Raw genomic sequence first — 17,833 nt, forward strand, 5'->3', positions numbered from 1 at the left:
CGTGTCCACAGCATGAGCACGCGCGCGGTGGATCAGCTGAAAGCGCAATCCACCGTTGAGCCAATTAGAGGTAGCGGCGCGCCGGCGCCCGTCGTCACGTCCCGCAGAACGTCTGCAGCACCCGCTGGTCCGGTAGCGGCGGATCGGCGTAGGCGGCAAATTCCGGCTGATCCTGATACGGCTTCGCCAGCACCTTCACCAGCTCTTCGAACGGCGCGTAATCGTCGTCGTTCACCGCGGCCTGGATCACGGCCTCGACGCGATGGTTGCGCGGGATGAAGATTGGATTGACGGCGTGCATGGCGGCTTGCCGCTCGGCCGCGCTCTGCGGCTCCAGCGCGATGCGGGCGCGCCAGCGGCCGGCCCACTCGTCGAAGGCTGCCGCCTCCATGAACTGCGCGCGGACGTCGTTGCCGTCATCGCCGGCGGCGTCGCCGAGCTTGCGGAACGTCAGCGTGAAGTCGGCCTGGTTCTTGGCCATGGCGTCGAGCAGGTCCTGGATCAGCGCCTCGTCGCCGTCCCGCTCCGTGAACAGGCCGACCTTCTTGCGCAGGCCGGCCTGATAGGCGTTGCTGAACGTCTCCGAGAAGGCGCCGAGAATGTCCTGGGCTTCCGCGACCGCCTTCTCCTGATCGTCGGAGAACAGCGGCAGCAGGCATTCGGCGAGCCGCGTCAGATTCCACAAGCCGATGCGCGGCTGGTTGGCATAGGCGTAGCGGCCCATCTCGTCGATCGAGGAAAACACCTGCGCGGGATTGTAGGCATCCATGAAGGCGCACGGGCCATAATCGATGGTCTCGCCGGAGATGGAGGAGTTGTCCGTGTTCATCACGCCATGGATGAAGCCGACCAGCAGCCAGCGCGCGATGAGCTCGGCCTGGCGCGCCACGACGCCGGCGAGCAGCGCGTGATAGGGCCGCTCGGCATGAAGCAGGTCCGGATAGTGCCTGGTGATGACATGGTCGGCGAGCCGGCGGATCGCATCGGTGTCGCGGCGGACGGCGAAGAACTGGAAGGTGCCGACCCGGATGTGGCTGGAGGCAACCCGCGTCAGCACGGCGCCGGGCAGCACGGTCTCGCGGATCACGGGCTCGCCGGTGATGACGGCCGCCAGCGAACGCGTGGTCGGAATGCCGAGCGCGTAAATGGCCTCGCTGACGATGTATTCGCGCAGGACCGGACCGAGCGCCGCGCGGCCATCGCCGCGGCGGGAGAACGGGGTGGGGCCCGAGCCCTTGAGCTGGATGTCGCGGCGGATGCCGTCCTTGTCGATGACCTCGCCGAGCAGGATCGCGCGGCCGTCGCCGAGCTGGGGCACGAAATGCCCGAACTGATGGCCGGCATAGGCCATGGCGATAGGGTCGGCCCCGGGGGGAACCGTCTTTCCGGCCAGGATTTCGGCGCCCTCGGGCGTCTCCAGCAGATCAGGATCGAGCCCGAGCTGGACCGCCAGGGGCCGGTTCAGCTTGATCAGCCGGGGCGCAGCCACGGGGGTCGGCGCGACGCGGGCAAAGAAGCTGTCCGGCAGCGCCGAATAGGAGTTCTGGAAGGGGAAATGGACTGTCATGGCCTCAAGATAGGCCTCGAACGCTGATCGGCAAAGGCTCAGGCCTGGATTGGCCAAAAATGGCCGCCTCCAGCCCCAAAACAGCCCGTTCCTTTGGTTGCCGCCCCCGGCCTCGTCGGGTAAACCCTGCCGCAACCTCGGACCGGTCGTTTCAGGCCGTCCGATTCGTATCCTCCGACATTGATTTTGGGACGACCATGCATCGCTACCGGTCACATACATGCGGCGCGCTCCGCGAGAGCAACATCGGCGAAACCGTTCGCCTCTCGGGCTGGGTCCATCGCGTTCGCGACCATGGCGGCGTGCTGTTCATCGATTTGCGCGACCATTACGGCCTGACCCAGTGCGTGGTCGACCCGGACTCGCCGGCGTTTGCGCAGGCCGAAAAGCTGCGCTCGGAATTCGTGGTCAAGTTGGACGGCAAGGTGCGCCGCCGCCCGGCCGGCGCGGACAACAAGAGCACCGACAATGACGACCTGCCGACCGGCAAGATCGAAATCTACGTCACCGAGATCGAGGTGCTGGGTCCGGCCGGCGACCTGCCGCTGCCGGTGTTCGGCGACCAGGAATATCCCGAAGACATCCGCCTCAAGTACCGCTTCCTCGACCTGCGTCGCGAGAAGCTGCACCAGAACATCATGACGCGCGTCGAGATCATCAAGTCGATGCGCCGGCGCATGGAGGGGCAGGGCTTCTTCGAGTTCAACACGCCGATCCTGACCGCGTCCTCGCCGGAAGGCGCGCGCGACTTCCTGGTGCCGTCGCGCATCCATCCCGGCAAGTTCTACGCGCTGCCGCAGGCGCCGCAGCAGTACAAGCAGCTGCTGATGATGTCCGGCTTCGACCGCTACTTCCAGATCGCGCCCTGCTTCCGCGACGAGGACCCGCGCGCCGACCGTCTGCCGGGCGAATTCTACCAGCTCGATGTCGAGATGAGTTTTGTGACGCAGGAAGACGTCTTCGCGGCGATGGAGCCCGTCATCACCGGCGTGTTCGAGGAGTTTGCCAAGGGCAAGCCGGTCAGCAAGAACTGGCGCCGCATCCCGTTTGCCGAAGCGCTGCGGAAGTACGGCAGCGACAAGCCGGATCTGCGCAACCCCATCGAGATGCAGGACGTCTCCGAGCATTTCCGCGGCTCCGGCTTCAAGGTGTTCGCGCGCATGCTCGAAGACCCCAAGAACCAGGTCTGGGCGATCCCGGCGCCGGGCGGCGGCTCGCGCGCCTTCTGCGACCGCATGAACTCGTGGGCGCAGGGCGAAGGCCAGCCCGGGCTGGGCTACATCATGTGGCGCGAGGGCGGCGAGGGTGCCGGTCCCCTGGCGAACAACATCGGGCCGGAGCGTACCGCTGCGATCCGCGCGCAGATCGGCACCAAGGAGGGCGATGCGGCCTTCTTCGTCGCCGGCGATCCCGACAAGTTCTGGAAGTTTTCAGGTCTCGCCCGCAACAAGGTCGGCGAGGAATTGAACCTCACCGACAAGGAGCGGTTCGAGCTCGCCTGGATCGTCGACTTCCCGATGTACGAGTACAACGAGGACGACAAGAAGGTAGACTTCTCGCACAACCCGTTCTCGATGCCGCAGGGCGGTCTCGATGCGCTGACGGGCCAGGACCCGCTGACCATCAAGGCGTTCCAGTACGACATCACCTGCAACGGCTACGAGATCGCCTCGGGCGGCATCCGCAACCATGTGCCGGAAGCCATGGTGAAGGCGTTCGAGATCGCAGGTTACGGCGAACAGGAAGTGGTCGACCGCTTCGGCGGCATGTACCGCGCCTTCCAGTACGGCGCGCCGCCCCACGGCGGCATGGCCGCGGGCGTCGACCGCATCGTGATGCTGCTCTGTGGCACCAACAATCTGCGCGAGATCTCGCTGTTCCCGATGAACCAGCAGGCCATGGACTTGCTGATGGGCGCGCCGTCGGATGCGACGACCAAGCAGCTCCGCGAGCTGCATGTGAAGGTGAACCTGCCGCAGAAGTGAGGCTCGTGCCCCGGACGCAGCGCAGCACGCAGTGGTGCGCTGCTGAGCCGGGGCCCACGTCTCCGCTAGTATGAAGCTTTCTGGGTCCCGGCTCTGCGCAGCGTCACTGCGTGCCGCAGCGCGTCCGGGACACGAGACCGCTAACTCTACAATCCCGTCGACGCCTCGATCCTGAATTGCGCCAGCGCGCTCTGCGGGTCGGTCTGCAGAAGTTGCATCAATTGCATCAGCGGCGCTTTGGCGCGCGGGGTGAGCTTGATGGACAGCGTCTGGCCTGGCGTCTCGACGAAGCGGGCGATCGCGTCCACGGCTGCGTCCGCGTCCGGATTGGCGGAAACAACTTGCTCGCGGTTGGCCTTGATGCTCTCGACGAGCGCCTGACGCGCGGCGTCACGGCTGACGTTCTGCATGCGCGCAAACTGCGTCACGACGAGATCGACGCCGCCATTGTCGCGCAGCGAGAGCTCGAGCGCGCCTGCCTCGATCCGGGCCGCCTGACCCATCAGCTGGGCGGGATCGGTCGAAAACACGCCGCGCGGCACGTTGTCGAGCGCGACGCGTAGTTGCGCCTTTGCGATCCCTCCGATGTCAAGGGTTGCCGGCGTGACGGCGAAGCTGCTGGACGGCTCTGTCCAGGCTGCGCCGAGATCGAGGTCGATCGCGAGCTTGTCGATGCCGGCGGCAATCAACGGAAGCTGCTTCGGCTCGGATGGATCGGTGGGCGTGACGAATTTGGCCACCACATGCGCCTTGCTCGGAATCGCGCCAACCAGCTGACCCCAGTCAAGGCTCAGCGTGTCGATCGTGACCAGCTTCTTGGTGGTCTTGAACGGCGCAGTCACGCCCTTGATCTCAGCGCCGGCGAGCACACGGAACACGTCGAGAAACTGGTCGGGCGTGGGCTTCCGCGCAATATTGGAAAACTGCGCCGTCCACCGCATGAGGTTGGCCATGCTGAAGGACTTCAGCGCAAAGCGCTCCATCCTGACCTGGCCCTGCGGCGAGGGCGCATCGAGGCCCTCTAGTGCAATCTCATCGTTTGCGTATCTGATCGCGTTGAGGTTCGCCGTTCCTTGCGGCATGCCGACCGACACTTTGCCGACGTCGATACCGGCGACACGCACGCCCTCGAACATCACGGCGAACGCCTCCAGCGCCCGCCGTGTCTCTGTCGGGCTCGGAGGCGTCGAATGGTCCCTCATAAATGCCTGGAGTTCGACCCGCTGGATTTTAGAGGGTTGCAGGGCGATGTCATTGATGCTGATCCTGTCGATCTGCGCGCGTATCCCTTGCGCGGATGTGATCGTATAGGGCCCCGCCGAGATCTGCCTGTAGATCCGATAATAGCTGTCATCATCGACCCTCTTGGGGTCCAGGGCGGCGGCCAATGCCGTTACATCGAAATCGTCGGTGGTCGTGTTCAAGAGCTCGAGGGTAAGCTTATCGGGTTTGCCCGGCTGTTGCAGATCCACGACGTGAACGGTGCGGTCAACCTTGGCGGCATCGACTTTCCCGCGGTTGATATTCAGCATCGTCACGCCGGAATAGGTGACCTCGGTGCCGCCGCTGCCCGGCCTGCCTGTTTCGGGGTTGACAGTGACGGCGATGGTCGGTGCCGCGATCGAAGATGCGGTGACGTTGACGAGCTGATCCAGAACAAATCGGTACAGATCGATCAACGAGTCCGACGCCGGCGAACCCTGAATACGAACCGCACTGGAAAAGTCGCGTGCCGTAAGCTGCGGGACCTTGTAGATGGCGTTCAGCTTCCTCTCGCCCATGACGCTGCTGTATCTGATCTCAGTGTCCGACAGCTCGATGCTGTCGGCCGCGGCCTTGCTGTCGTCGATCTGCCTGATGCCAACCGCCTTGATGCCCGCGATCTTGACGGTGGCCGGCGGTTGCGCGGTGCGCTCGACCGCGATGTCCTCGACGGTCAGCGTACGGGTCACGAGATCGAAGGCGACCTTGCCATGGCTCGCCTTGTTGCCGCCGGCCCGGATCAACTCGAAGGCAGTCTCGACCTCGGCGGTGACGCGATGTTTGGCGTAGAGGTTGAAGCCGAACCATCCGCCGGCGGCGAGCACCGCGATTGCGACCAGGCCGATCAGGATCCGCTTCATTCCCAGCTCCAGTTGCTCGTTGTGCGCTGCGCAACCTGCCATATTCGGGAAACGTCGCGAGGTCTAGGGAAAGCTAGCGCTGTCAAATATTTGAGCGTGTGATCTGCTAATGGGATTGCAATCGGATGTTGCCACCGAGGCGTCGGCCGTGCTTCATCGCGGTTTCCACGAGCCGGAAATTCCGTGTGCACTGCGGCGAACCGGCCGAGGTTGATGAATGATTGAGACCGGATAACGCGAGGCAGAGACCGCATGTCGTCCTATTCTGATGATCTCCACCAGGCGGCGCTGGCCTATCACCGTCTGCCGCGCCCCGGAAAGCTCGAGATCCAGGCGAGCAAGCCGCTCGCCAACCAGCGCGACCTGGCGCTTGCCTATTCTCCGGGCGTTGCGGCGGCCTGCACCGAGATCGCCAAGAACCCGGCGGAAGCCGCGACCCTGACGACCCGCGCCAATCTGGTCGCCGTGGTCTCCAACGGCACCGCCGTGCTCGGCCTCGGCAATATCGGCCCGCTGGCGTCCAAGCCGGTGATGGAAGGTAAGGCCGTCCTGTTCAAGAAATTCGCCGGCATCGACGTGTTCGACATCGAGATCGCCGCCGACACCATCGAGCGCGTGGTCGAGACCGTGGCGGCGCTCGAGCCGACCTTCGGCGGCATCAATCTGGAAGACATCCGCGGGCCGGAATGTTTCGAGATCGAGGCGCAGCTGAAGGAGCGCATGAAGATCCCGGTCTTCCATGACGATCAGCACGGCACCGCGATCATCGTCGCCGCCGCCATCACCAACGGCCTGCGCCTGAACGGCAAGAAGCTCTCGGAGGTCAAGATCGTGGCGTCGGGGGCAGGGGCTGCCGCCATCGCGACGCTCAACCTGCTGGTCTCGATGGGCGCGCAGCGCAAGAACATCTGGGTCTGCGATATCGACGGCCTCGTGCATGAGGGCCGCAACACCACGATGGATCGCTGGAAGGCGGTCTATGCACAGAAGACCGACAAGCGCACGCTGGGCGATGTCATCGGCGGCGCCGACATCTTCATCGGGCTATCAGCTCCGGGCGTGCTCAAGCCCGAGATGGCCAAGGCGATGGGCGAGAAGCCCCTGATCATGGCGCTCGCCAACCCGACGCCGGAGATCATGCCGGAGGAGGCGCGCAAGGTGCGCCCCGACGCGATGATCTGCACCGGCCGCTCTGACTATCCGAACCAGGTCAACAACGTCCTCTGCTTCCCCTTCATCTTCCGCGGCGCGCTCGATGTCGGTGCCAGCGCCATCAACGAGGAGATGAAGCACGCCGCCGTGGAGGCCATCGCGCAGCTCGCGCGCGAGGCGCCGTCGGATGCGGTGGCGCAGGGCTTTGACACCGGCGAGACGCAGGGCTTCGGTCCGGGCTCGCTGATCCCGAGCCCGTTTGATCCCAGGTTGATCCTGCGCATCGCGCCGGCCGTGGCCAAGGCCGCGATGGAATCGGGCGTCGCGACGCGGCCGATCACCAATTTCGACGAATACACCGCACTGCTCGAGCGCTTCGCCTTCCGCTCCGGCCTCGTCATGAAGCCGATGTTTGCCAAGGCCAAGACCCAGCCGGTGCGCTTGATCTACGCCGAAGGCGAGGACGAGCGCGTGCTGCGTGCCACCCAGGTGGTGCTGGAAGAGAAGCTGGCGCGGCCGATCCTGGTCGGCCGTCCCTCGGTGGTGGAAGCCCGCATCAAGCGTTTCGGCCTCCAGATCCGCGCCGGCAAGGATTTTGACCTCGTCAATCCCGAGGACGATCCGCGCTACCGCTCCTACGTGCAGTCGTATGTCGAGGTCGCCGGCCGTCGCGGCGTGACGCCGGATGCCGCGCGCACGGTGGTGCGCACCAACAACACCGTGATCGCGGCGTTGGCGGTGACGCGCGGGGAGGCGGATGCCATGCTCTGCGGCGTCGAGGGCCGCTACATGAGTCATCTGCGGCATGTCCGCGAAATCATCGGTTTCGTGCCGGGGGTCAGCGACTATGCCGCGCTGGCGCTGCTGATCACCAGTAAGGGGGCCTTCTTCATCGCCGACACGCAGGTGCGGCCCAATCCGAGCGCCGAAGAGCTCGCCGAGATCGCCTCGCTCGCTGCCGTCCACGTCCAGCGCTTCAACATCAAGCCGAAGATCGCGTTCGTCTCGCACTCGGATTTCGGCAGCTACGACACCGACTCGTCGCGCAAGATGCGCCGCGCCACGCAGTTGCTGAAGGAAAAGCATCCGGAGATCGAGGCCGACGGCGAGATGCAGGGCGACACCGCGCTGTCGGCTGCAGCGCGAAAAATGGTGCTGCCGCACTCCAAGCTGGAGGGCGAGGCCAATATCCTGATCATGCCGACGCTGGACACGGCCAACGTGGCCTATCAGATGATCAAGTCGCTGGCGGATGCGTTGCCCGTCGGCCCGATCCTGATCGGCCCGGCGCGTCCCGCCCACATCCTCACGCCCTCGGTGACCGCGCGCGGCATCCTCAACATGACGGCGGTCGCCGTGGTCGAAGCGCAGGAGCGCGCGGCCCGGCAGCAGCCGACGTTGTTCACGTAAGGGGCGCGATCTTTCCTTCTCCCCTTGCGGGAGAGGGTGGCTCGCCGCGCAGCGGCGAGACGGGTGAGGGGTATCTATCCGCGTGTCATCTCTCACGATTGAACTCGGGGATGGATACCCCTCATCCGGCGCTTCGCGCCACCTTCTCCCGCAAGGGGAGAAGGGGCACCGGTCGTGCGGCCAGATTTGAATTGCTCGCAGTTTTCCATTTCCCCGTTTGTAAACCGGCCCACGACTCTCCATAATCGCGCGGTCCTTGCGTCCAAGTTCCGATTTCAAAAAGCCTGAGCCAAGAGGCCGACCATGCCAGCGTTCGTGACTTTCGGGCGAATCCTGTTCGCCGTGCTCTTCATCTACACGGGCGCGACCAAGCTCTTTGCCATCCAGGCCACTGCCGATTTCATCGCCACCAAGGTCGTGGTGCCTGACGTGATCGCGCCCTATGCCAAGCAGGTCGAGACCGCGACCGCGATGACCACCCCGCAGCTTCTGGCGATCGCGCTCGGCGGGCTCGAGATCATCGCAGGCCTGATGATCGCGCTGAACTTCGGCGCGCGCTTCTTCGCGATGCTGATGATCATCTACATGGTGGTGTCGACCGTCCTGTTCTACGATTTCTGGAATCAGGCGGCGCCGGACAACGCCAAGATGCTGGTCGACGCGCTGAAGAATCTCTCGATCATCGGCGCGCTCTTCATGATCATGGGCTATGGCCGCGCCACGCGCTCGGTCGAGACGGCCTACGGCGACGTGTAGCCGGGTAGAAATCTCCGCCCGCATAAGCGCGCGACGTGAACCTTCATTCACACGTTATGGCTTTGAGAACACAGCGGTTCTACAAAATCGCGGCCGCTGTGGAGCGCGTGCATTTCTAGCCTTGTCGGACTCTGCTGGAACCGAATAGGACCCGTCGACCGGTTGAATGGACTCAACCGGCTCGGGGAATTCGGGGGCGGCACGTGGTTTATTCGAAGCGACGGTTGACGCGTGCGGTGATTGTTGTCGGAGCCGCGCATGCCGCAGCCTTGGCCGCGACGGCGGCTGATGCTGCCGACTTGCCCGTGAAGGTGCCGCCGCAGATGGCGCCCGTGGCGAACTGGACCCAGTTCTATGTCGGTGCAGGCCTTGGCTTCGACTTCGCGTCGGGGCGGTCGAATCTCGCGCCCGTTGGCGGCGGGCCTTCGCTGTTCAGCTTCGATGGCCTGCAGGGCGCCGATCTCGGATTGTCGGCATTCGCCGGGTTTGATTTCCAGGTTGCACCGCGCTTCGTGGTCGGCGGCTTCGTCGATTACGACTGGTCGCGGCAGCGGACGACTTTGAGCGTGGGCGGGAATGCCTTCGGGCAGATCGCCACGGCAACCATGCCGTCGCTTGACCAGGGCTGGACCATCGGCGGCCGTGCCGGATTTCTGGCGACGCCGGATATCCTGCTCTACGGCCTCGCCGGCTACAGCCAGATGCGCATCAACAACTGGAGCGGAACTTACACGATCATCGGCGGTCCCTCGTTCACAGTGCAGGAATCCGCCCAGACCTCGCACGGCTACACGGTGGGGGCGGGCGTGGAATATCGCCTTGCCAACAATTGGTCGCTGCGCGGTGAGTATCGCTATGTCGATCTTGGCCACAACACGACCGTCGATCCGCTCGGCCCGATCTGGACCAACGATCTGACGGAGCATGTGATCCGGATCGGTGCGGCCTACCGCTTTGGCCAGTTTGGCGGTCCTGCGACGACCGCAGCGGCCGCGCCGGCGATCAATCCGGCGTGGACCGGCGTCTATGTCGGCGCGGGCATCGGCGGCGATGCCGTCACACCCCATGTGGCGGCTTCGGTCCCCGGCGCTCTGGATTTCAACGCGGCGGGCCTTGGTGGTGTTGATGTCGGCGGCACCTTCACCATCGGCTACGATCGTCAGATCGCGCCGAAATGGGTGGTCGGCGCCTTCGGCCTGATCGATGTGGCGACGAATGGCGGGGCCAGCGTGACGGCAACGGGGGCAGGCGCGGGGGGGACAGTCACGTCGGATCTGGCGTCGGTGAAGTGGGCCTGGACCGTCGGCGGCCGCGTTGGCTATCTCGTCTCGCCGGAAACCATGGTCTATGTGCTCGGCGGCTATACCGGCTCGACCGCGCGGTCGATCACGTACAGCTTCTTTGGATTCCAGAGCACCAGTCCGGAGCGCGAATATCATGGCGCCACCTTTGGCGGCGGCTTCGAGCGCTTCTTCAGTGACAGGATCTCGGCCCGGGCCGAATATCGCATGACGCATGTCGAGACGCGCGATGATCTCACGGACACCCTCTTCACCAACATCAGCGCCGGTGGCACGATCCATACGCTGCGCGGTTCGCTGGTCTATCACTTGCCGACGCCCTAGGTTGTAGGCGCGATCCAAAGCGATCGCGCAAGGCGCCCGCGGGAGCTAACGCGCGGACGCCGGCGGGTGTGTCCAGCCCCGCACAAGGACGTTGCTGCAGAATGATCGGCAGGGTGGGGCCGATCGTCATGTTTGCTCAGCAGTCATCAGATTCGGTATCGCTCGAGGCCGGTCTCGCGCACCATCGCGCAGGGCGCTTGCCGCAGGCAGAGGCGATCTACCGGCAGATCCTGGCATCCGCGCCTGATCATGCGGACAGTATTTTCCTTCTAGGCATTGCCTCACTCCAGACGGGGCACCCCGACAGGGCGCTCGATCTCTTCAGTCGTGCCGTCAAGCTGCAGCCCCGCAACAGCGCCTATCACAGCAACATGGCTGTCGCTCTGCGCGCGCTCGGACGCAAGGGCGAGGCCGTCGCGAGCTACCGGGAAGCGCTGCTTCATCAGCCCGGCAATCTGGATACGCACATTCAGCTTGGCATCCTGCTGGGTGAATGCGGGGATCTCGCAAGCGAGGAGGCGCAGTACCGGCTCGTGTTGCGACATCCCGTTGGCCTCGACCTCGCCGCGGTTCGCGCGCAGGTCGATTCCCGTTTTCATCTCGCCAATCTGCTGGTGAGACGGAAGCAATTCGATGATGCGATCAGCGAGTTTCGGCAGGTGCTGCGGCAAAGGCCGGATTTTGCGGAGGCGCATTGCAATCTCGGGGCTGTGCTGTTCGATCTTGCCGCCTTCGAGGAATGCGAGCGTTGCTATCGCGAGGCGCTGCGCCTCAAGCCGGCATTCGCGGAGGCCCATAATAATCTTGGAGGTCTTCTCCTCAAATTGAGGCGCCTCGACGAGGCCGAGCTCAATCTTCGCGAAGCTTGCAAACTCCGGCCGAATTTCGCCGAGGCCTTGAACAATCTCGGTGACTTGCTGCGTCTTCGGGGGCGGCTGGAAGAGGCGGAAGCATCCTGCAGGGAAGCTTTGCGTCTGAAGCCGGACTATGTTCCAGCGCAATTGACCCTGGGCAACGCGCTTCGTGAGGCCGGTCGCTTCCACGAAGCGGAGCCTTGCTATCGGACCGCGCTCGATCGCAATCCGAGTTGGCCGGAGGCGCTCAACAATCTCGGCACGCTCCTTTACGATCTCGGGCGGACCGATGATGCCATTCAGAGCTTGCGTGCGGCGGTGGCGCAAAGGCCGGATTATGCCGACGCGCATTTCAACCTCGGGATCACGCTGTTGCTGGCCGGCCAGTTCGACGAAGGCTGGCGGGAATATGAGTGGCGATGGAAGCAGGAGACGAAGAAGCCGCATCTGCGCGGTTTCAGCCAGCCGCTCTGGGATGGAGGCGATATCGGTGATCGGGTCCTGCTGCTGCATGCGGAGCAGGGCCTGGGCGACACGCTCCAGTTCTGTCGCTTCGTGCCGGCCATTGCTGCGGGGCGGCGGGTCGTTCTCGAGGTTCAGCGGCCGCTGATGCCGCTCCTGACAGGGCTGCCGGGAATCGAGCGCGTCGTCGCGAATGGCGATCCGCTGCCGCCATTCGATCTGCATTGTCCGCTGTTGAGCCTGCCGCGGGTTCTCGGCACCACGCTCGACACCATCCCGCGCGAGGCACCCTATCTCCGTGCCGAGCCGCAGCGCGTGGCGGCCTGGCGCGAGCGGGTCGGGCAGCTCGATGGGCTGCGGGTCGGCCTCGTCTGGGCCGGCAATCAGACGATGAGCGGCGACGGCCGACGCTCCGTTCCGCTCGAACGATTTTCGGAGCTTGCGGATCTGCCGGGGGTGAGTTTCGTCTCTCTGCAGAAGGGGCCAGGGGCCAGCCAGTCGCCGCCGCCGGGTCTGTCCATGCACGACTGGACGGACGATCTGCACGACTTCGGCGAGACCGCGGCGCTGATCGAGGCACTGGATCTGGTCATCGCTGTCGATACGGGCGTGGCGCATCTGGCCGGCGCGCTTGGTCGCCCGGTCTGGCTGCTCAATCGCTTCGATCGGTGCTGGCGGTGGCAGCTCGACCGCGACGACAGCCCCTGGTATCCGAGCCTGCGGCAATTCCGGCAAAGTCAGCCCGGCGATTGGACCAGCGTCCTCCGGAACGTGCGCGCTGAGCTCGAGGCTTGCAGCCTGGCCAGGCCCGTTCGGCCGTGAGGGTTATGCGCGGCTAGCCCGTCCATTGCATGAAGGTATCAAAATACCGGATACCGGTACTGTGCATGGGGTTGTTTCGCGCGTTTTAGACGGAGCTTCGCGCCGGCCGCCATGGCGTGACCGTCACATCATGGGCGGCGTCGAGCAGATAAGGCGTGCCCGGCTTCATCCCATGCGACGACAGCACCTCATGCGGCGTCCGCTTTGGGACGTCGACGAAGCAGCCTTCGCCGCCGGGCAACCGCACATGCGGGGCTTCCGACAGCCAGAACGTGTCGTAGCGCTCCATGAACATCTCGAACACGTCGGGGCCGCCGATGACCGCGATCCGTCCCGAGGCGACATCGGCGAACGCGATCGCGTCCTCGAAGCTCGCATGATCCGGATTCCACAGCGTCGCGTTCGGCATCTCCGGATCGACGGTGAGGGCCTTGATCTTGCGGGTGGTGATCAGCCGCTTGCGCTGGGGCGAGTTCGGCTGCCCCTCATGCGAGTTGCGGCCGTGCACGATCAGCGCCGCGCCATCGAGGGCCTGCTCGAAGAACAGCTTGTCGCCTGCGAACTTCAGGCTGTCGGGCATGACGCCGCTGGCGTCGGCAAGCATGCCGTCCGCCGAGACGATGACGTAGCCTTCGAAATGGAAAGACAAGCGACGTCTATTCGGAAACGGTCGTCACCACGGAATTGACCGGGCGCGTGCTCACCGTCGGCAGCTTGACGTCCTTCATCAGGTCCTGGTCGTATTCGGGAAGCGAGGCGACCGGCGCCTTGGCGCGCATCGCCACCACCTTGTAGCCGCCGGCCTTGAGACGGTTCAGCAGCTCGGGCAGGGCTTCCGCCGTGTGCTTCTGGAAGTCGTGCATCAGGATGATGCCCTTGCCCTTCTTCTCGAGCCCCTTCATCACGGTCTCGATCACCTTCTCCGGCTTGGAGGCCTTGAAGTCGAAGGAGTCGATGTCGCAGGAGAAGATCGCGACGTTGCGGTTGCCGAGATAGGTGACCATCTCCGGCGGGTGTTGCAGCGCCGGGAAGCGGAAGAACGCCGCGGGCGAGATGCCGCCGAGCGCCCATTTCACGGCGCTGATGCCCTTCTCGATCTCTTCCTTGCGCTGCGCCTCGGTCAGCTTCTTGTTGTTGAGGTTGGCGTGCGACCAGGTGTGGGTGCCGACGGTGTGGCCGGCCGCATAGACCTGCTTCAGGATCTCCGGCTCGTAGGTGGCGTGCTTGCCGATCGAGAAGAAGATGCCGGTGGTGCACTGCTCGGCGAGCGCCTTCAGCACGGCGGGCGTGTTGTGCGGCCAGGGACCGTCGTCGAAGGTCAGGACGACCTCCTTGTCGCGCAGGAAGTCGAGCTCCTTGAAGTGCTCGAAGCCGAAGCCGGGACCGCCGGTGGTGTCGATCTCCACGGTGCGGGCGACGCCCAGCGCATTCGGATTGTTGCATGCCGCACGTGCCGGCTGCGGCGCCTGTTGCGGCGGGGGCGGGAAGGCGGCGGCTTGCGGCGCGGCCGCTGCGGCAGGGGCTGCAGCGGGCGCCGGAGCAGCGGCCGGTGCTGCCGCGGGGGCGGCCTGAGTCGCGGCTGCGGGTTTCGCGGCCGGGGTCTGCGACCATGCCGCGCCTGTCAGCGCAACAGACATCGCGCTTGCCAAAATCAGTCCTGCCGCCACACGCATGGTGTTGTCCTCGAGATTGATCCCGTTGTTCCGCCGTGGCTTTTCGCCTCCGGCAAAACCCATCCTGCCCCTGATCATCCTAGCCTAGATGGTGCCCCGTCGCCATGGCAACGGCTGTTTGGCGCTTCGCCCCAATTGTGCCCAGACCAGTTCGAGAGGCCTGTTTGAGCGGGGATGACTCAGCTGTCAGCTAGGGTTCTGGCGATCGCCGTCTTGATGCGCGTGTCGGCGGGCTCGACAGCCGACGGAAACACCTCGGCGATGTAGCCGTCGCGGCCGATCAGGTACTTGTGGAAGTTCCACTTCGGGACCTCCTTCGGCCGCGCCTCGGCCGCCCATCTGTAGAACGGATGCGCCTTCGCCCCGACCACGATGGCCTTGGCGGTGATGGGGAAGGTAACGCCGTATTGGTGGTGCGCGGTCTCCGAGATCTCGCTGGTGCCGCCGGGCTCCTGGCCGCCGAAATCGTTGGAGGGCACGCCGATCACGGTGAGCCCGCGCTTGCCAAACTCGCTCCAGAGCTCCTGCAGCCCGGCATATTGCGGGGTGTAGCCGCACAGCGAAGCGGTGTTCACGACCAGCACGGGCTTGCCGGTAAAGGCGGCCAGCCGGATGTCGTCGCCGGAGAGAGCTGGGAACGAGAACGCGTAAGCGGAAATGCGGCTCAAGCCGCCATCGGCCTGCACGCGCGTAGCCGATGTGGCTGCTGCGAGAAGCGCTGTGGTGAGAACGGCTCTGCGGTTCAACATGGCGGCGTCCCCCGGATGTGATCCGGCGCGCAGTCTACTCCGGCGAGACGGCCGGCCTGCTCAACACCGCGTTATCTGGTGCGGTGTCGGGCTCTTATTTTGACGCGTTTTCTTTACGCGAACCGGCATCCACTTCGCTTGAAAACGCTCTAGTAAAGGCGCACGATGAAGTCGGTGCCTTCGCCGGTCTCGCCCTGATTGATGCCCTGGTCGGAGACGATCACCGAGCCGCCGGTGGTGAGCATCTCGTTGATCTTCGCCATGGTGTCGGCGGGGATCGTGATGCGATCCAGTGCCTCGGCCGGGCTGTCCGGCGTGATCACCGTCTTTGCGGCGACGGGGATCACGGCGGCGCCACGCTGGCGGCGCGTAACGTGTCCATCGTCCTCGCGCGAAGCGGCGCGGACGGCGACGGGCAGGGACACCACCGACCAATGCAGCGCGTTGGAATCGGTCTTGTCGACCTCGGCGGTGAAGACATGCGTGCCGAGCGGGCGGTCGCTTGCCGCAATCGTCACGGGCACGTCGAACAGCGGCGCAAAGTTCTGCCGCACGTAGAGCTTGGAATCCTTGCGGCTGATGAACACCGCGATCTGGCCGGTCCGCTTCGGCAGGTCCGGCTTCACGGACGGCGCGGGATCGGCGACGCGGGTCTGATCTTTCTTTGCGTCGGGCGAAGCGGCTTGCGCCGGCGCCGTTGCGGTCACCGCCGCGTCGGGCTTCTTCTCGGTCGCTGCCGCTTCAGCCTTGACCGGCTCGGGCTTGGTCGGTTCGGATTTGGTCGGTTCGGACTTTGCCGTTTCGGCAGGCGCAGTTTCCGCCTTCGGCGCGTCGGACTTCGCGGCTTCGACCGCGTCAGCGGGCTTCTCGTCCGATGTCGTCTTGGGAGCTTCTGCAGCCTCTGCAGGCTTCGCGTCTGTGCTCGCCGCGTCGGGCTGCCTGGCCGGCTCGGAGGCCTCGGTGGACTTGGCGTCGGTCGTTGTCTCGGTCTTGGCGGCTTCCTCGCGGACCGGTGCATTGCCCGTGGTCACATCCGACATCACGGTATGGCCGACGCTGGAGCGCAGCTCGAGCACGCTGTCGGCGCTCGCGGTCTTTGTCTCAGGAGACTTCGTCTCGGCGGGCTTGGCGTCCGTGACCTTGGTCTCGGGCGCGCCCTTGTCCGCCTTGTCGCCGACGCTCGTTGCCGGCTCGAGGCTTGCGGCCGGCTGCGGCGGGACGCGCAGAGAGGCGAGCATCGGATGCGAGAAGTTCTGCGGCGTCATCTGGCCGGGCGCGACGATCACGCGCGCGCCCATCTTGGTCCAGTTCCACATCTTCACCGCGAACGCCATCGGCATGCGGATGCAGCCATGCGAGGCCGGATAGCCCGGCAGCACGCCGGCATGCATGGCAACACCGGACCAGGTGATCCGCTGCATGTACGGCATCGGCGCGCCGCTATAGATGTTGGAGTGGTGGAATTTGTGCTTCTGGATGACGCTGAACACGCCCATCGGCGTCGAGTGGCCCTTCATGCCGGTCGACACCGGCGACTCCGCAAACACGCCCTTGGAGTCGTAAATCGTCACCTTCTGCCGATCGATCGAGACAACGATCACGAGCGGACCCTGCGGCTTCGCGCCGGCCTCCTTCTCGGCGAGGGTTTCCTTCTTGCCCGCTCCCGCGCCGCGCTTCTGCGGCTTCTGTCGCGGTCCCTCGGGATGTCGCTCTGGCTGGGAGTAGTAGGACGTGCCCGAATAATCCGGTGTGTAATAGAACGCGGCTTCTGCCTGGCTGGTCGTACCGATCGCCCCCGCGGCCGTCAGAATGGCAAACTGCCACAGCCGCACCGGCGCGGCAGCAAAACGGGACCCGTTCACGCTAGTCATTCCTCGAATCCATAATCCAAATCAGACATTAGTCTCGCAGAGGGGATATGCGTTCACCAGCACAGCAGTTCTGCCCTCGGCTACTTTTGTTCTGGACGTAGCAAAAAAGCCTCACAGAGCGGTAAACGACGGCCGCGGCCGGCTGCCATCATCTTCCTGAACGATCACCCCATACCTACATTGCCGGGACTTGTTACCGGAGAACTTCATGTCATCTCGTTTCCTCGGTCTTTCAGGCATCCGCTTGAAAGGCCTCGCTTTATTGCTTCTGGCTATGGCCGTGCCGGCGGCGTCCGCGCAAGCTGCCGACGAGCCGGATCTGATCTTCCGCCGCTCCACCGTGTTCAAATGGATGAGCCCGAATGACAAGCTCGCGACCTATGGCCTCGACGACCCCGAGGTCGAGGGCGTGGCCTGCCATTTCACAGTACCGGAAAAGGGCGGTTTCAAGGGCTGGCTCGGTCTTGCCGAGGAAGTTTCCGACGTCTCGCTCGCTTGCCGCCAGATCGGCCCGATCAAGTTCAAGGACAAGATGGAGCAGGGCGACGACATGTTCCGCAAGCGACGCTCGCTCTTCTTCAAGAAGATGCAGATCGTCCGTGGCTGCGACGCCAAGCGCAACGTCCTGGTCTACATGGTCTATTCGGACAAGCTGATCGAGGGATCGCCGAAGAACTCGACTTCGACGGTGCCGATCATGCCGTGGGGGCCGGCCGACGCGAACGTCCAGAAGTGCGGCGACTTCTTCACTCAGTGACGCACTTGCGTTCACTCAGTGACGACT

12 protein-coding genes and 1 pseudogene are annotated in these 17,833 nt (G+C 64.7%); 7 read left to right on the plus strand and 6 right to left on the minus strand.

All coding sequences use genetic code 11. The features are described 5' to 3' along the window. Positions 1-94: 94 nt before the first annotated feature. Positions 95-1,567 carry a YdiU family protein gene (locus tag NLM32_RS22345; RefSeq protein WP_254131039.1) on the minus strand — a complete coding sequence of 491 codons (1,473 nt, stop codon included), beginning with the start codon at positions 1,565-1,567 and terminating at the stop codon, positions 95-97. Between the two features lie 197 nt (positions 1,568-1,764). Between NLM32_RS22345 and aspS the strand changes: the two genes are divergently transcribed. Next, complete coding sequence (gene aspS, locus NLM32_RS22350; protein WP_254131040.1) at positions 1,765-3,552, plus strand: aspartate--tRNA ligase; 1,788 nt, start codon at positions 1,765-1,767, stop codon at positions 3,550-3,552. Between the two features lie 146 nt (positions 3,553-3,698). On the opposite strand, the gene NLM32_RS22355 is transcribed toward aspS, so the two are convergent. Next, positions 3,699-5,675 carry a hypothetical protein gene (locus tag NLM32_RS22355; RefSeq protein ID WP_254131041.1) on the minus strand — a complete coding sequence of 659 codons (1,977 nt, stop codon included), beginning with the start codon at positions 5,673-5,675 and terminating at the stop codon, positions 3,699-3,701. A 252-nt stretch (positions 5,676-5,927) separates the two neighbouring features. On the opposite strand from NLM32_RS22355, the gene NLM32_RS22360 reads away from it, so the two are divergent. From NLM32_RS22360 to NLM32_RS22380, 5 genes and pseudogenes are all read left to right on the plus strand, one after another. Next, on the plus strand, positions 5,928-8,237 hold the full coding sequence (locus NLM32_RS22360; protein WP_254131042.1) for an NADP-dependent malic enzyme: 2,310 nt from the start codon (positions 5,928-5,930) through the stop codon (positions 8,235-8,237). Between the two features lie 303 nt (positions 8,238-8,540). Then, positions 8,541-8,993 (plus strand): DoxX family protein, encoded by a 453-nt coding sequence (locus NLM32_RS22365; protein ID WP_254131043.1) that lies wholly within the window; start codon positions 8,541-8,543, stop codon positions 8,991-8,993. A 203-nt stretch (positions 8,994-9,196) separates the two neighbouring features. Next, complete coding sequence (locus tag NLM32_RS22370; protein WP_254131044.1) at positions 9,197-10,618, plus strand: outer membrane protein; 1,422 nt, start codon at positions 9,197-9,199, stop codon at positions 10,616-10,618. A 128-nt stretch (positions 10,619-10,746) separates the two neighbouring features. Further along, positions 10,747-11,808: pseudogene (locus NLM32_RS46370) on the plus strand (tetratricopeptide repeat protein); the annotation flags it as partial. Positions 11,809-11,844: 36 nt separating this feature from the next. Beyond that, a complete protein-coding gene (locus NLM32_RS22380) occupies positions 11,845-12,756 on the plus strand; it encodes a glycosyltransferase family 9 protein (protein ID WP_254131046.1) in 912 nt (303 codons plus the stop codon). Between the two features lie 85 nt (positions 12,757-12,841). Here the strand turns inward: NLM32_RS22380 and NLM32_RS22385 are convergent, their stop codons facing one another. The 4 genes from NLM32_RS22385 to NLM32_RS22400 form a co-directional block, all read right to left on the minus strand. Continuing rightward, on the minus strand, positions 12,842-13,405 hold the full coding sequence (locus NLM32_RS22385; protein WP_254131047.1) for a dihydrofolate reductase: 564 nt from the start codon (positions 13,403-13,405) through the stop codon (positions 12,842-12,844). 7 nt (positions 13,406-13,412) lie between these two features. After that, positions 13,413-14,429, minus strand: coding sequence for a polysaccharide deacetylase family protein (locus NLM32_RS22390; RefSeq protein ID WP_254131048.1), 1,017 nt, complete (start codon positions 14,427-14,429; stop codon positions 13,413-13,415). A gap of 179 nt (positions 14,430-14,608) precedes the next feature. Then, a complete protein-coding gene (locus NLM32_RS22395) occupies positions 14,609-15,178 on the minus strand; it encodes a glutathione peroxidase (RefSeq protein WP_254131049.1) in 570 nt (189 codons plus the stop codon). Between the two features lie 149 nt (positions 15,179-15,327). Next, positions 15,328-17,049, minus strand: coding sequence for a L,D-transpeptidase family protein (locus NLM32_RS22400; protein WP_254131050.1), 1,722 nt, complete (start codon positions 17,047-17,049; stop codon positions 15,328-15,330). Positions 17,050-17,257: 208 nt separating this feature from the next. On the opposite strand from NLM32_RS22400, the gene NLM32_RS22405 reads away from it, so the two are divergent. Then, positions 17,258-17,806 carry a CreA family protein gene (locus NLM32_RS22405; protein ID WP_254131051.1) on the plus strand — a complete coding sequence of 183 codons (549 nt, stop codon included), beginning with the start codon at positions 17,258-17,260 and terminating at the stop codon, positions 17,804-17,806. The last annotated feature ends 27 nt before the right edge of the window (positions 17,807-17,833 follow it).

This window comes from Bradyrhizobium sp. CCGUVB14, from assembly GCF_024199935.1.
GTDB lineage: Bacteria > Pseudomonadota > Alphaproteobacteria > Rhizobiales > Xanthobacteraceae > Bradyrhizobium.

What these genes read in the sequence shown, in the direction of transcription:
- NLM32_RS22405 (WP_254131051.1), top strand. Translation starts at nt 17,258, where the DNA reads ATGTCATCTCGTTTCCTCGGTCTTTCAGGCATCCGCTTGAAAGGCCTC.
- NLM32_RS22360 (WP_254131042.1), top strand. Translation starts at nt 5,928, where the DNA reads ATGTCGTCCTATTCTGATGATCTCCACCAGGCGGCGCTGGCCTATCAC.
- NLM32_RS22345 (WP_254131039.1), bottom strand. Translation starts at nt 1,567, where the DNA reads ATGACAGTCCATTTCCCCTTCCAGAACTCCTATTCGGCGCTGCCGGAC.
- aspS (WP_254131040.1), top strand. Translation starts at nt 1,765, where the DNA reads ATGCATCGCTACCGGTCACATACATGCGGCGCGCTCCGCGAGAGCAAC.
- NLM32_RS22400 (WP_254131050.1), bottom strand. Translation starts at nt 17,049, where the DNA reads ATGACTAGCGTGAACGGGTCCCGTTTTGCTGCCGCGCCGGTGCGGCTG.
- NLM32_RS22365 (WP_254131043.1), top strand. Translation starts at nt 8,541, where the DNA reads ATGCCAGCGTTCGTGACTTTCGGGCGAATCCTGTTCGCCGTGCTCTTC.
- NLM32_RS22395 (WP_254131049.1), bottom strand. Translation starts at nt 15,178, where the DNA reads ATGTTGAACCGCAGAGCCGTTCTCACCACAGCGCTTCTCGCAGCAGCC.
- NLM32_RS22390 (WP_254131048.1), bottom strand. Translation starts at nt 14,429, where the DNA reads ATGCGTGTGGCGGCAGGACTGATTTTGGCAAGCGCGATGTCTGTTGCG.
- NLM32_RS22355 (WP_254131041.1), bottom strand. Translation starts at nt 5,675, where the DNA reads ATGAAGCGGATCCTGATCGGCCTGGTCGCAATCGCGGTGCTCGCCGCC.